At 38.3% G+C, this 14651-nt stretch carries 15 protein-coding genes and 1 pseudogene; 9 read left to right on the top strand and 7 right to left on the bottom strand.

Annotation, left to right across the window (positions count from 1 at the left end):
- Window positions 1-192: pseudogene (locus tag LDX58_RS21545) on the bottom strand (IS256 family transposase); the annotation flags it as partial.
- Window positions 193-535: 343 nt separating this feature from the next.
- Here LDX58_RS21545 and LDX58_RS21540 point away from each other — a divergent pair.
- The 8 genes from LDX58_RS21540 (at window position 536) to LDX58_RS21505 (ending at window position 8322) form a co-directional block, all read left to right on the top strand.
- Window positions 536-1228, top strand: a complete 693-nt coding sequence (locus tag LDX58_RS21540; protein WP_227939291.1) for a GntR family transcriptional regulator — start codon at window positions 536-538, stop codon at window positions 1226-1228.
- Window positions 1229-1431: 203 nt separating this feature from the next.
- Window positions 1432-2436, top strand: a complete 1005-nt coding sequence (locus LDX58_RS21535; protein WP_227939290.1) for a C4-dicarboxylate TRAP transporter substrate-binding protein — start codon at window positions 1432-1434, stop codon at window positions 2434-2436.
- Between the two features lie 17 nt (window positions 2437-2453).
- Window positions 2454-2978, top strand: a complete 525-nt coding sequence (locus tag LDX58_RS21530) for a TRAP transporter small permease (protein WP_227939289.1) — start codon at window positions 2454-2456, stop codon at window positions 2976-2978.
- Window positions 2965-4245 carry a TRAP transporter large permease gene (locus tag LDX58_RS21525; RefSeq protein WP_227939288.1) on the top strand — a complete coding sequence of 427 codons (1281 nt, stop codon included), beginning with the start codon at window positions 2965-2967 and terminating at the stop codon, window positions 4243-4245. Before LDX58_RS21530 ends, LDX58_RS21525 begins: the two co-directional genes overlap by 14 nt.
- Window positions 4246-4271: 26 nt before the next feature.
- On the top strand, window positions 4272-5288 hold the full coding sequence (gene yiaK / locus LDX58_RS21520) for a 3-dehydro-L-gulonate 2-dehydrogenase (protein WP_227939287.1): 1017 nt from the start codon (window positions 4272-4274) through the stop codon (window positions 5286-5288).
- 425 nt (window positions 5289-5713) lie between these two features.
- Window positions 5714-6190, top strand: coding sequence for a cell wall hydrolase (locus LDX58_RS21515; protein WP_227939286.1), 477 nt, complete (start codon window positions 5714-5716; stop codon window positions 6188-6190).
- 25 nt (window positions 6191-6215) lie between these two features.
- Window positions 6216-6668, top strand: a complete 453-nt coding sequence (gene gerQ, locus LDX58_RS21510) for a spore coat protein GerQ (RefSeq protein WP_227939285.1) — start codon at window positions 6216-6218, stop codon at window positions 6666-6668.
- Window positions 6669-7896: 1228 nt separating this feature from the next.
- Window positions 7897-8322 (top strand): DUF2935 domain-containing protein, encoded by a 426-nt coding sequence (locus LDX58_RS21505; protein WP_227939283.1) that lies wholly within the window; start codon window positions 7897-7899, stop codon window positions 8320-8322.
- Window positions 8323-9055: 733 nt separating this feature from the next.
- Here the strand turns inward: LDX58_RS21505 and LDX58_RS21500 are convergent.
- The 5 genes from LDX58_RS21500 to LDX58_RS21480 form a co-directional block, all read right to left on the bottom strand.
- On the bottom strand, window positions 9056-9448 hold the full coding sequence (locus LDX58_RS21500) for a MaoC family dehydratase (RefSeq protein WP_227939281.1): 393 nt from the start codon (window positions 9446-9448) through the stop codon (window positions 9056-9058).
- Between the two features lie 9 nt (window positions 9449-9457).
- Entirely contained in the window at window positions 9458-9886 is a 429-nt protein-coding gene (locus LDX58_RS21495) for an FAS1-like dehydratase domain-containing protein (protein ID WP_227939279.1), read from the bottom strand.
- Between the two features lie 11 nt (window positions 9887-9897).
- Window positions 9898-11043, bottom strand: a complete 1146-nt coding sequence (locus LDX58_RS21490; RefSeq protein ID WP_227939277.1) for a thiolase family protein — start codon at window positions 11041-11043, stop codon at window positions 9898-9900.
- A 14-nt stretch (window positions 11044-11057) separates the two neighbouring features.
- Window positions 11058-12518, bottom strand: a complete 1461-nt coding sequence (locus tag LDX58_RS21485) for an AMP-binding protein (protein WP_227939275.1) — start codon at window positions 12516-12518, stop codon at window positions 11058-11060.
- Between the two features lie 155 nt (window positions 12519-12673).
- Window positions 12674-13240 carry a biotin transporter BioY gene (locus LDX58_RS21480; RefSeq protein ID WP_227939273.1) on the bottom strand — a complete coding sequence of 189 codons (567 nt, stop codon included), beginning with the start codon at window positions 13238-13240 and terminating at the stop codon, window positions 12674-12676.
- 64 nt (window positions 13241-13304) lie between these two features.
- Here LDX58_RS21480 and LDX58_RS21475 point away from each other — a divergent pair, with 64 nt between their 5' ends.
- On the top strand, window positions 13305-13574 hold the full coding sequence (locus tag LDX58_RS21475) for a thiamine pyrophosphate-dependent enzyme (RefSeq protein ID WP_227939271.1): 270 nt from the start codon (window positions 13305-13307) through the stop codon (window positions 13572-13574).
- Between the two features lie 292 nt (window positions 13575-13866).
- On the opposite strand, the gene LDX58_RS21470 is transcribed toward LDX58_RS21475, so the two are convergent.
- On the bottom strand, window positions 13867-14649 hold the full coding sequence (locus LDX58_RS21470) for an FAD synthetase family protein (protein ID WP_227939269.1): 783 nt from the start codon (window positions 14647-14649) through the stop codon (window positions 13867-13869).
- Window positions 14650-14651: the final 2 nt, after the last annotated feature.

The raw sequence follows: 14651 nt of genomic DNA, 5'->3' as shown, positions 1-14651 counted from the left end.
CAATCTTCCATACTTGGTATCTAGTTGCCTTTGATAGAAACCGTTCTTCTGGTTTTTAAACTCTGGGTGTTCATGTTCAAAAAAGCTATTCATTTCTTCCTTCATCATGGTCTCAAGTTTTTCTTTAACAAACTCACGAACCATAGAATCTAATTGATTTTCAAGTGTGTTTTGTCCTATACTAGTACTCATAGGTAGGGCATCTCCTCTCAGTTGGTTTAGCGGTTAACTAGAGGGTACCCTACCTCTTTTTTTGTTTCAATTCATTTACACAAACTATTTTACGCATCCTGAATTTGGATTTAATAATAGCATATACGGTTTGGAATAATAAGCTAGGCTTAATCAATTAATAGGTGGTGGGTTTATTTTTTTTGCACTTTTTATATCTAGCTATCACGCATAAATACTATACTCAACAAACAAAATAGAAATGGTATATTCTAATAATATTAAATATTCAGGAAATTATATTGACAATTTTAGGCTGATGAACTAGTATACTAGTACGGGAGTAAACAAATGGGAGGCTATGATGGAATTGATACAAGTTAATAATAGGAACAAAAACTCAATAAGAGGTAGAGTTTATGAGCTTCTTAGAGAACGCATCATTAATTTAGAACTAACCCCTGGAATGGCTATTAGTGAGAATGAAGTTTCTGATATGCTACAAGTAAGTCGAACGCCTGTGAGAGAAGCCTTTTTACGTTTATCTCAGGAAGGTTTAGTCAACGTATATCCTCAAAAAGGTTCAATTATTTCACTAATTGATTGGGAGCAGCTTGAAGAAGCTAGATTTATGAGGGAAGTATTGGAACTGGCTACGATATCGATTGCATGCAAGGATTTCCCCGTAACCTATTTAATGGAACTTACAAGTAACTTAGAAGAACAAGAAAGATGTATAGCAGAAAAAAGGTATGAAGATTTTTTCAAGTTCGATGATCAGTTTCACTCGATTATCTACCTTGGTTGTAAAAAGGCAAGAATCTGGAATCTCCTACAAAATATGATGAGTATTAACTTTAGTCGGGTAAGAATTTTGAGTATTTCTGAACAATTAAATATTGATAAATTACTTTCCCAACATATCGAAATCGTCAATTCGATCAAAAATCAAGATCCCATTCGTGGTGAACAAGTGACGCGTGAACATCTAAATTTAATCAAGGTTGACAGAGAAGAACTATTCAGGAAGTTCCCAAATTATTTTTTGCAAGTTTGACTTGCGTGGAAATGTAAGGGCTTACGTAGTGATGCTCAACCTGTAATAACAATACCTTTCTAATCCACGATTGTAATAATCAACATGAAAAGATTAACCGTGGAGGGTGACATGTAGGTAGGTGAAACTGAAACTGAAAGTGCTATAAAAATGATTGATGAAGAGAATGAGTAAAATTACTGTTATTTAGGGGGTTTGTGGAGATGATTAGAAAACTATTTTTTTTAGCAACCATTTTATTACTAACAATTTTAACAGCATGTGGACAAAGTTCTTCTGGCAATTCCGATTTAGAAGGGGAATCGTTTGTCTTAAAAGTTGGAATCGTCATGAATGATAATGATCCAATGTATGATGGAATCATGAAGTTTAAAGAAGGAGTGGAAGAACGTACAAATGGTAACGTGGAAGTTGAAGTTTATCCAAGTTCTCAATTAGGTGATACTGGTGATTTGTTAGAACAAGCAAAAGTTGGTGCTAATATTGCCACCTTAATCGATGCAGGTCCACTCGGTGATATGGTAAAAGAAATTTCAATTCTTCAAGCACCTTATATTGTTGATAACTTAGAAGAAGCTCAAAAACTAGTTACATCTGATTTATTTAAAGAATGGGAAGCACAATTAGAGCCAGAAGGATTGAAAGTTCTTTCTTTTAACTGGTTCCAAGGATCAAGACACCTTGCTACGACGAAACCGGTTACGATGCCACAAGATTTAAACGGAATGGCGATTCGAACAAATGGATCAGCAATTGTAAATAAAGCAATTGAGACAATGGGTGGAAATCCAACTGGGCTTGCGTGGGCAGAGTCTTATCCTGGATTACAGCAAGGTGTTATTGACGGAGTTGAAGCTCACTACTCTGCGATTTATGGAGCGAGGTTACCGGAAGTTGTTTCTTCCATTTCAAAAACTGGTCATTTCCAGCTCCTTACAGGGTTAACGGTTGGAATGAGCTGGTTTAATAGTTTACCAGGAGAATATCAAGCGATTGTAGTTGAAGAAGCAGCTAATGCAGGTGCGTTTGCAACTAATATTAATGTTGAAAAAGAACAAGAATATGAGGAGCAAATTAAAGCTGAAGGTGTCGAAATTATTGAAGTAGATATCAATGAATTTAAAGAAATGAGCAATCAATTTTATGAGGATCTACCAGAATTAGAAGAGGTACGTGAGCAAGTCAATCAAGCACTTGGTAAGTCATAAAGTAATGGGGTAAATATATGGAAAAAGTGACCAAGATTTTACTAAACATTGAAGAAGGACTAGCTAAGGTACTTTTAGTTAGCGTTGTGTTATTGGTATTCTTAGCGGCAACTGGGAGATGGTTAGGTTTCCCGGTTGCATGGTCCGTAAATATTGCACAATTATTACTCGTTTGGATTATTTTTTTAGGAGCCAATATTGCTCTGCGGAACAATCAACATATTGGGGTAGATGTGTTTACGAGTCGGTTACCACTCAGTCTGCAAAAATGTATTGAACTCCTCATACTTCTTTTAATGGCTGGCTTTTTAAGCCTTGCGATCTATTATGGTACGATGTTAAGTCTGGAAAATTCTTCGCGGATTATTAGTAATACAACATTAAGCTACTCCTATATTACGATGGGCGTTCCGATCGGCTGTTTATTAATGTTGATTACGATCATAGCTAAAATCATACGTTCCATAAAAGGTTTGAAACAGCTTGGCAAAAAGACAAATCTGACGTCGCGCTACGAAGGTGATCAAAATGCTATTGGTTAGTATTGTCTTTATCATCCTACTTCTACTCAATATGCCAATCGCTTTTACAATCGGTATTTCTAGTATTTTATTTTTTTTGCTAGAACCTAATCTTCCGACTGCGTTGGCCGTTCAAAGAATGGTGAGTGGGACCCAATCTTTCCCATTACTAGCTGTTCCGTTTTTTGTACTAGCAGGCCATATCATGAATGCGGCAGGGATCACTTCTCGGTTAATTCATTTAGCCAATGTGTTAACGGGTCATTTAGTTGGAGGGCTTGCTCATGTTTCGATTGTATTAAGTGGATTAATGGGGGGAATTTCGGGTTCTGCCAATGCCGATGCTGCGATGCAAAGCCGTATTTTAGCACCTCAAATGATGGATAGAGGATATTCAAGAGGATATTCGATTTCAGTTATCGCAGTAAGCTCATTAATAACCGCTACGATTCCTCCAAGTATTGGCTTAATTTTATATGGTTTTGTTGGTGAAGTATCGATTGGGAAGTTATTTTTGGCTGGGATTGTACCAGGAATTTTATTGGTGTTTGTCTTAATGATTACCTCATATATGATTGCTAAAAAACGAGGATATGACTCGCAAGAAATTCCAGAAAGACCGTCATTTAAAAATGTTTTAGATAGTTTAAAAGATGGTATTTGGGCGTTACTTTTCCCGATTATCTTAATTGTAGGTATTCGTTTTGGGATCTTTACTCCGTCTGAAGGTGGCGCGTTTGCGGTCGTATATGCGCTCATTATCGGTATTTTTGTTTACCGTGAGCTAACTTGGAAAAAGTTTAATAAAGTTTTAACGAATACGCTCTCAGATAACGGCGTCATTATGTTAATTATTTCAACCGCAGCCATTTTGGGATATTTGATCACCTATGCACGCTTACCTCATAATTTGTCTGGCTTTATATTAGGGATATCTGAGAGTCCGACGATCTTGCTGTTACTTGTCTTATTATTTTTAGTGTTAGCTGGAATGTTTATGGAAGCAACGGTTAATGTATTGCTTTTAACACCTATTTTCCTTCCGATTGTCACACAAATCGGTTTGGATCCTGTCCATTTTGGAATTGTGATGATGCTCATCATTACGCTAGGTGGTATGACACCCCCTGTTGGGGTAACGATGTATACCGTATGTTCGTTGACGGATACCCCTGTAGATAAGTATGTGAAGGAATCGGCGCCATTTTTATTATCTGTTATTTTCTTGGTTGTCGTTTTAACATTTTTCCCAAACATCGTTCTGTTTCTACCGAATATGTTGATGTAAAACTATTTTGTTAAAGGAGTTTGAATATGACGAGAATACCTTATGAAACAATGAAAGCTGAAATTAAACGAATCCTTATCAAAAGGGGAATGACGGAAGCGCGTGCAGAAGAGTCTGCTACATTATTTACACAAGCAAGCCTTGATGGCGTGTATTCCCACGGGTTAAACCGGGTTCCTCGTTTTGCGGATTACATTGAAAAAGGATGGGTTAATATTGATGCCGAGCCTACGGTGGTAGATAAAGTAGGGATCATCGAAAGGTATGATGGCAATCTAGGACCTGGTGATTTAAATGCAAAATATTGCATGGATCGAGCGATTAAAATTGCTAAAGAAAACGGGATCGGATTAGTAACGATCAAGAATACAAGTCATTGGATGCGAGGGGGGAATTATGGATGGCAAGCTGCTGAAGTAGGCTGCATTGGGATTTGCTGGACAAATACTGAATCGTGTATGCCGCCGTGGGGAGCCAAAAATAGCAAAATGGGGAATAACCCAATGATATTTGCTGTCCCTTACAAAAATGGACACGTTGTGTTAGATATGGCCATGTCTCAATTTTCTTATGGCAAGTTAGAAGTTACTCGATTAAAAGGTGAGGAATTACCAATTGACGGAGGCTTTGATGAACAAGGTAATTTAACACGTAACCCTGCTGAAATTGAAAAATCAATGAGGATTTTGCCCACGGGATACTGGAAAGGGTCAGGATTATCATTTTTACTAGACATCATTGCAGGTATTTTGTCGGGTGGATTATCGACTGCCAAGATCGATGAAATTAAACCGGGTCCTACTTCATCTGGTTATGGAATTTCGCAAGTGTTTATCGCGGTTGACCCTAACAAATTGTCAGGAGCCGAGTTTGCAGAACAAATTGTAAATGATGCAATCACGCATTTACACGGAGCTGAAGCGGCAGAAGGGAATAGTGGTGTTTATTATCCAGGGGAAAGAACGGCAAAAACAAGAGAAGACAATCTGAAGAATGGAATCCCTGTTGATGACAGGGTTTGGAATACAGTATTGGAATTATAGATGGATTGCGCGTGTCTGTTCGGTAGTGACAGGCATGCCTAGAGAAACGTTCCTGAATACGTTATTCCCACAGTTTTCTTTTTATTATTTGTCGTTTAGGTGTCGAACGCTATTGATTATTTAATATTCTATATTTTTTTAGATATTGGAACGGAAGCACCGTCGTATATCTACAGAAACGTACCACAGGTATGTCTTCTGCAGATATAAGACGGTGCTTTTTTTGTTGCTTTATATAAAGTGGAAAAATGATTTTTAGCTTACCTAAAAAGTGATTAAGAAGGGGGTTAATTTGGCAAAATGCCAAGGGACAGGACAAGACTCTTTTCGTTGAGAATGAATTCCCCGAGTTTGGGCTGATAGACAAGTTGCCAAAACCATCTTCAGGCAATAAGTTACTTGTATAGGCTGAAGGGGGTGAGAAAATGGGTAGACGAATAAAATATACTTCCCGTGACGTAGATTCGTTAGCGAGGCTCATGCTGTCGGAAGCGATCGGTGAAGGAGCCCAAGGGATGAGCATGGTAGGAACAGTTGTGGCCAATCGGGTCGAGGCAGACTGTGCTCCGGACTTCAAAAATTTGCGCAATATCAGGCATGCGATTTATCAAACCATCCCTGGAACTGAAATCCCTCATTTCGAGCCCGTCTTAAATGGAGCTTTGTATACACAGCGTCCCGACGAAACTGACCTCCAGAGGGCCAGGGATTTGCTACAAGGTTACAGGGAACCTCGCGCCAGAATGAACTTGTGGTTTTTCAATCCCAGTCCGGGGAAACAATTCCGAGCTCCTTGTACCGCCACGATGCCAAGATCCCCTATGACGCAGTTCGATTTTGCGCACAAAAATCATTGCTTCTATGTCGGTGTACCGGGCTACTGCCCAGAGTTTTATCGCTAAATAAAAAAAAGGAGCTGATCTTCACATGACATTTGGAGACTCCAGTTATTATCCAACGAATTATTATCCTGATTATTATCCAGCTTCCATGACCGCACAACAACCAGGAGGATTCCCTATGAATATGCCTTCTGGACCGTCATATTCCGTCCCAGTGGTTCCTATGGGGACTGGGCAGCAACTTCCGACAGGCGTGGTGGAAGAATCATTTATCGAAAATATCCTGCGCTTCAACAAAGGGAAGGTTGGTACCTTCTATTTTACTTACCAAGGGAACAGCAGATGGAATGCAATGGTTTATCAGGGGCGCGTGGAAACGGCTGGCCGTGACCACATCATCATCAGCGATCCGTCCAGCGGGAAACGTTACCTGCTTCTGATGGCAAATCTCGACTGGGTAGAATTCGGGGAACAAATCAACTATCCTCACACGGAAGTTAGTCCGGATGTCGAGGCGTCCCTGGAGACATCAGAGTGAATTTGGAAGAACGCTAAAAACCCGCTTATTTCTTTCTGATATGCTCCCCTATAGGTAGACAGATTAAAAGTAAAAAATCTGGCTACTTAAGGGGAGTATTTATTATTTATAAAAGGTCCTACTCTGTAGAAGAAAAATACGAGATATTGAAAGCTCTTGAGGATGATAAATATTCAATAAACGAAGTGGCTTCAACGTATAAGGTACACCACTCCACAAATTTTGAATAGAATTTCACAAATTTGATAAATATGGGACGAAAGGTTTAAAGGAGTCTTCCTCTTGGAAAAAGTATTCTAAGGAACTAAAGCTATCCGCCATAAGAGATTATCTGACTGGTAATTATTCTATCTATGTATGTAAGCTGATTGTTGTAGTAACAGTTCAACTTAGGCTGAATGAAGTAACAAAATGAGGGAGGATTCGATCAGTATAGCTTTGAAATAAAGTTGGACCGTTTTGAATAAGAACTAAGATTGTGAAGTGCTTCACTTAAACTAACAAGGCAGCGTGACATTAGAGTACTGAGCCATAATCCAAACAAAAGGTTTGGGGGAATGATCCTACAGATCCTACAGTTATAGCCATGTGGATTCTTATTCCGTTAAAAGGTAGAAAAGTTGTTCCAAAATAGTCGAAACGGATTCTGGTTCCGCTAATCGTGTAAAATCAATGGAAAATAGGGTTGAAAAAGACAAATAACGGAACGAGGATCCAAAAACATCCCTCAAACAAGGAATTTGTGGCAAATAGCGGAATAAGGAACCGCTCCTATTAGCCAAGCGAATATTAAGCCCACACTTTATGAAAAGAGTCCTCTTTTTACTATATCAAAAGTTTAAAACTAAAATATTGTGAAGTGTTACACTTAAACTAACGGCATCCTTTTGTTCAATAAGGCTTTGCAATGATTTTCAACAATCAGGCGCCTTTCTTAGAGGGAGGCGTCCTGATTGAATCGGGCCATATAATTGAGTAAGTAAGACCTGTATTTAAGGGACTTTTCTCTAATTAAATCGTATTTGGTAAGTGTTCCCAACCTAATAAACTGGTGGTAAATGCTTTGATGAAAAGTTCATGTAAGTCTAGTTATTAGGTTGAATTTAGAATCCAAAAAACTACGGTTTACGGGTAGGAATCCTTATAGGAAAACCTTTATTAAAAGTTCTACTTCCACATCCTTTGGAATATACAGTAAACGATACATAAATAGGATGGAGGATTGATTATGCAGTATTATTATGGGAACCAGATGCCGTTGCGTGTTCTTGATGAGGCTGAGTTTTGGAAACATCAAGAAGAGGAACATACTGTTGTTATTAGAGAGCTTGTAGGAAATCTTGAACAGAAATATGTAAAGGCATTAATGGAATGGGAAAAAGAGTTTGCCAAGGCACATCACCGAGTAATAAGGTATATTGAAACGGTCAATCGTTCAAAGGGACAAGTTTCTCAGGCACTCTATCAAGATATTATGCAGCTTATTTCCTTTTGCTTACAGCAGAGTGAACAATTTATTAACTTTTGTCGTACAATTATGGAAGAAAGTGAACCTATTAGCGCCAATCCAACAGCCAAAGTTGTTTTGAACCATATTATTGTTGAATCAGAGTATTTTATTGGAGTCGCCCAAACGATTTTATATCAGCAGTAAATTTTGAACCTAAGTTCTAAATGGGATAATTAGTTAGGTGATTACAATCTAGCAGAAAAGACATCAACCTCTTAAATCATTATTCAACAAAAGGGCGCTATTGATTAATAGACTTTGCGCCTGTTTAATACGAAAGCGATCTTTAATCATTAATTCTCTTCTATCATAAACTTGGTCCTTTTATTTTTGGTTCAAAACTAAGGTTAAAGGAATTCTATATATTTTCTTCTAAAGGGTTAACTTAAATATAAGAAAGCCAACGTTTGAAAATCGAATTTAACCCAAAACCAACCAGTCCATTGCTTGCTTCGCATTTTCAGATTAAATCTAACTTTGGATAATCGATCTAAGTAAAGGTAACCACTACAATTAAAGATTTTGTAGTGGTTTGGTGTGGGATGGTATCAATTGTGAATCAGCAGGAGCTTAGTGCGGATATAATGAGACATTAATAATATTAACCAATCATAAGTCGAGATACTTTAAAATGAAATGTTTTTGTTGTTGAATTTGTAAAACTAAAGTCAAAATAGAATCATCTATCAAAGCACGTTACCATTCCCTTTACATATACAGTTGGACCAACGAAGGGTTAATCTTACTTGGTGGATCTATCACGCAATTTTGTTAGGGCTCCATCTAATGTTAAAACAACATTTGATATCTGAACCAAGATAGATAATGGTGGTTTTTTTCGTTACCTGTTTAAAAAGGAAGAGCATGTAGATACTGATTACTCTGTTAGGATACTGTTAACCCAAATCTTACCTGTAATAATTGTTTGATTAGCTTGATTCACACCTTCAAACGAGATACGAGCATACGTTTCTTTCTGCTTAATCATTTTCCCAACAAGATGTAGGGAATCCCCAACTAAGAGTGGTTGACGAAATGAACTTTCATATTCGCTAATAATATAATCCTTTGATAACCACGGGGAAATGAGCTTTGTACTGATGCCCATTGTCATCATTCCATGAGCGATAATAGTTGGAAATCCAGCTTGTTTGGCTGCCTTTTTATCAAAGTGGAGGGGGTTGAAATCATTGGAAACGTTCCCGTAGTCAGTAATATGCTCTTCTTTGATTTCTGGGATATATATCGGTGGTAGTTTAGTTAGACCCATCATCTCACCTTACTTTTCATTTATGATTAGTGTGGTAATTGCCGTCGCATGAATGCAGTCGTTATATGCCACATTTAATTTATGATTGGATAATTGCATCATGCCATGTTTGTTTTGTTTTTTCTTAACACTTAGTAATTGAATTGAGCACACATAAGTACGGCTTGCTAAAAGCGGCTCTACATAGTGAAAGCTCTGCTTCCGGTGTATAAGAGGACCTGCATCTTGTAACCAAGGTACGTCAAAATATTGCCAAAAAATCACCGGCATAGTTGGTGGAGCAGGAATATCGTCATAACCTGCTCTTTTGGCGAATTCAATATCGACATAAATCTCTAAGTCTGTTTGAATCGAATTTGCGTAGGCCGCTATCATTTCTCTCGTTACTGTTATTTTTACAGGTTTTGTAGATTCTCCAGCCCATATTTGATCAATCATGTCGCTTCCCTCTATTCTATCAATTCTACTAAAGTCGCCAACCCTAAGCCTCCGCCTATTCCAAGAGTCGCGACTCCTCTTCTAAGGTTATTTCGCTTCATTTCTGTGTATAACCTCGTTATTAAAATGGCTCCTGATGCTCCGTACGGATGTCCAATTGCTAATGCGCCACCGTTTAGGTTTACTTTCTTAAAAGGAATCTGTAATTCATTTAAACTAGCTATAACTTGTGATGCGAACGCTTCATTAAATTCAACAATGTTGATGTCATCGATCGCTAGCTGTTGGCGTTCTAATAGTTTTGTTATCGCAGGGACGGGTCCGATACCGAGATAATTTGGATCAACTCCCGAACTTACTGCATCAACAAAGCGTAAAATAGGTTGCAATCCTAATTCTTTGCATTTATCTAAAGACATGATTAAGACAATCGAAGCCCCGTCATTAAGCGGACAAGAGTTACCTGCAGTGACGGTGCCGTTCTCTTTGAAAACAGGGGGGAGAGTGCTCAGTCTTTCAACCGTTATATTTTTTCTTGGACATTGGTCAGTCGTTTGCCCTTTGACTGGGACAATTTCTTCGTTAAAATAACCAGATTCGATGGCGTTAATAGCTTTTAATTGACTTTGAAAGGCATATTCATCTTGGGATTCGCGTGAAATCTGATAAGCTTCAGCAACATTTTCTGCAGCTAACCCCATATCTGGATCACCAATCTCGTCTGGAGAAAAACGAGCCCTCATGAATAGCTGCGGTCCTTTGGGGTCATGAAGAGAAGTAGGCTTGGTTAGTTTCCACGGAGCCTGACTCGTACTTTCGACTCCTCCTGCTAAATAGATGTCACCCGCTCCTGCTTGAACAAGCCTAGCTGCTAAATTAATAGCCTCTAATCCTGAACCGCACTGTCTATCTACGGTCACTCCTGGAACAGAAACAGGTAAACCAGCTGAGAGGGCACATAAGCGTGCGATATTGCCTCCTGGCCCAACTGCGTTTCCGAGGATGACTTCATCAATTGATGAAGGGTCTAACTGAAATTCTGCCACTATGTGTTGAATGAGGGGAGTAGCTAAGTGTTCAGGAGAAACGTTTTTAAATATGCCTCCTGACTTACCAACTGCGGTTCGTTTGGCTGTTACGATAACGGCTTCTTTCATTCGTTTCACGTCCCTTAATATTCGTTTTGTTTTTCGACTAAATCCATTACTTCTTTTCTAGCGATTTTTTGACTAGTTGTATAGGGGAAAGAGTCAAGCTCGATAAACTGTTGAGGACATTTATAAGTTGCTAGCTTTTGTTTGCAGTGTTGTCTTAACTGCTGATCGGAAAGTTTGCTTCCTTTGCGCCATTTTAGTACAGCCACTAATTTTTCACCCCAATAGGTGTCTTCTAAGCCAATTACGATGACTTCGTCGATTTCTTCGAGAGAAGATAAAACTTTTTCTACTTCCTCTGGGTAGATATTTAATCCGCCGCTAATGATCATGTTCTTCTCACGACCTGCAAGAGTGATGTAGCCGTGCTCATCAATAAAAGCTATATCGCCAACTGTTGCCCAGCTCCCAAGAAAGACCTCTTCCGTTGCTTTTGGAAGGTTGTGGTAGCCACTAAATATAAGCTTGCTTTTCACGAATAGCTTCCCTAATTCGCCAACGTCTGCTTTTGTGAAATCAGGTCTTCGAATCGAAACCTCTACTCCTGGGACTGCTTTTCCGACAGATTCGGGGTTTTCCGTGTTCCCTTTTTCGTCTAGAACACTGATTAAACTTAATTCAGAAGCCCCGTAAAATTCAAATACTTCAGCGTTCGGAATGAGGAACTTAGATTTTTTCTTTAATGCTGGCTGCCATTTAGCTCCAGCTGAAATGACTTTTTCTAAAGCATCAATTGATTTCTTGTTTTTCTCGTATACTTCAGTTATTGCTGAAAACATAGTAGGAACGAGATATAAAATTGTAATAGGAAAAGTGATTACGGTCTGATAGACAGATTCTGCTTTAAATTTCCTTGTTATGTAGACGGTAGCTCCTATATGAAGTCCGTGTAGGGCTGCATATAAGAAGTGTGAATGTACGAGTGCACCAGGTGCAAAAATAATATCTTCTTTATTAATATCAAAAACGAGATCACTAGCTGAGAAGCTATTGATCCATGAAGAGTGAGTCCGTAAATAACCTTTTGATCTCCCAGTAGTCCCTGATGTATACCCAATATAAAATAGATGATCATCTGAAATGTTGTGTGTAGGCAAGGTTGTCTTTTTCTGCTTCATTAGTTGTACGAGAGATAGGCAGAGCACATTTGTAATCATATGATTAGATAGTAAAAGATCAGGGGCGCAATCGGTCACGATAAGCTCCATATCATTATTGCTCCATTTAGGATCAATAGGAATTGCAATTGCGCCAGCTTGAATAATGGCTAAAAAGAGCACTAAAAAATAACTGTCATTATTAATTAAAAAAGCAATTTTCTTTTTATGTAGAGGACCGAGAACCGTGACAAGTTGTTGTTGGATCGAAATAATCATTTCATTTATTTCTTTGTATGTTATTTGAGTTCCATCGCAATTTACTGCGATTTTGTCTGGGTGAATTTGGGCTGTTTGTTTAATGGTTTCACAGATTAACATATGATTACGTTCCTTTCAGAGTTGTTTTAAAACTAATTTAGAGCTTCACTTATTGTTTTTTTCATATTCAAGAGGTGAAAATCTACGGTTCATTTAGCAAACTTTTATGATAGAAAAAGGGGTTGTCCAGTGGACATCCCTCTTCATCATTTGTTTTATGCAGCCTTTTTCTGTTCAACTGGTTTCTTAATAAGTGGATATGCTTTTTTGATTTGCATCGCAATAACGCCAGCGATCACGGCTTTCGTTACATCACCTGGTACATAAATAAGTGCCTGAAAAGCGGCTGTTGTCCAAGGGATTCCCGTAGTGAAGGAAAGGTAGGTAACTCCAGATGCATAAACTAGGAGGATTCCCCCAATGATGTTAAAGAGAATAAAACGGGCTGTGTTCATCTTATTCCAATACCTCTCCACTAAGGATCCAATAACAAAAGCAGCAATTGGCCAACTTAGGATATACCCTCCGCCTGGACCAAGTAATACGCCAAAACCGCCGCGGCCACCTGCAAGAACTGGAACCCCAAATGCAACAAGTGCCACAAATATTCCTAGACTGAGTGCGCCGTAACGGGCTCCTAAAATAGCACCAGCTAACATAACCCCTAACGTTTGGGCTGTCAAAGGTACTGGCGAGATAGGAAGGGTGAGAGGTGGTAGGATTCCAAGGGCACCGACAAGTGCGGCAAAAAGAGATGCATACATCATGTTTGTTAGTTTCATGTTCATTCACCATTTTCTGAATAGTTTAAAGACATTTTTTTTAGTATAAGGGGGAGATTAAGAAGTGTCAACTTTTAAAATATTTGAGTTAACAATTAAAAGAGAGTTAAAGCTTCGGTCAATTCAGTCGTCCACAAGTAGACATGCTATAGGAGCAAAACTCGCATTGCCAGAAAAACCAATTGTTTGTTTAACGGGAGATAGATGTATGTTCATACATGGAGCAGAAGTATCCGTGGCAGGAAATGAAGAAGTTCCCGTTAACATGATATCTTCGAGAAGTAATTGTGTTGTGTTCAGAAAAGGACGAGTTTTGGAACATAATATGATGTAAAAAGAAAAATAAAAAGCATGACTAAAAGTGAAAGATACACTTTTAGTCATGCTGGATTGGGAAATATTATATTTATATATATGTTGCATCTCAAATGACAAGCAGTAACACTAAAATTTTGCATTGTTGCTTGTGAAGTAGTCTAAGCGCAAAATAACACTTAAAAAATGTGCTAAATATCGGTCTGACATTTAAGGAGCCATAAAATGTTTGTTTTCGTCTAATTACTCGTCTACTCCTAATTTTAGTATAGGCGTCCAAGCAGCAAAAAGTAAAAGCTAAAAGCATACAACTAAAGGTTTCCTATTGATCTAACCCACTCTATTTTAATAGATTCACTCCATTGATTGAAATCGTGTGTAAACTTTGCTTCTTTTTCATTTAACACTTGCGCCTTACATGAAATTATTTCGTTTTTATAATGTAGTTTCACTTCGTATTTTCCAGGCGCTGGTAATGAATAAAATGGCAATAATCCATACTGGGGGCACCAATTCACTGAGTAGAATTTCCCTAATAACTTTCGGAGTATGGAAATATTCCCTTTGGCTAAAGCTTGACGAATACGTGTGGAACTAATTTTCTCTCCGCCATATTTCATTAGCTCTACGACAGACACTTGGAAATGTCCCTCTCCTTGTTTTATTAATGACTGTGTACTTCCACTACCTCGCGCTCCATAGTGAAAATCACCCCCGCATACAACATGCATTGCATTTAATCCTATCAAAAAGCTTTGTACGAAATCAGCAGACGGAATGCTTGCGATTTCACTATCAAAGTGAACTAAAAACAATGTATCAATACCAAGCTCCTCAAGTACTGCTTGTTTTTCTTCAAGCGGCATTAAATATTGAAACGAAGTTGGTTGATCTGTTAGTATCGTTTTCGGATGGGGGAAAAAGCTCATTACCGCTACTGGAACTTTATAATCACTAGCTAGACGTTTAGCCTCTTGAATGACGGATAAGTGGCCTTTATGCAAACCATCAAAAAAGCCTATAGCAACTACTTGCTGTTGAAATTGATTTTGCTGTTGCGACATATTTTTACTTGTTAAGTGAATTGTTTGCATAA

Origin of the sequence: Alkalihalobacillus deserti (assembly GCF_020734105.1) — a bacterium.
In the GTDB taxonomy this organism is placed as follows: Bacteria; Bacillota; Bacilli; order Bacillales; family Bacillaceae_D; genus Halalkalibacter; species Halalkalibacter deserti.
Note: the sequence above shows the minus strand (reverse complement) of the source record. Positions and strands in the feature narration are given on the sequence as shown.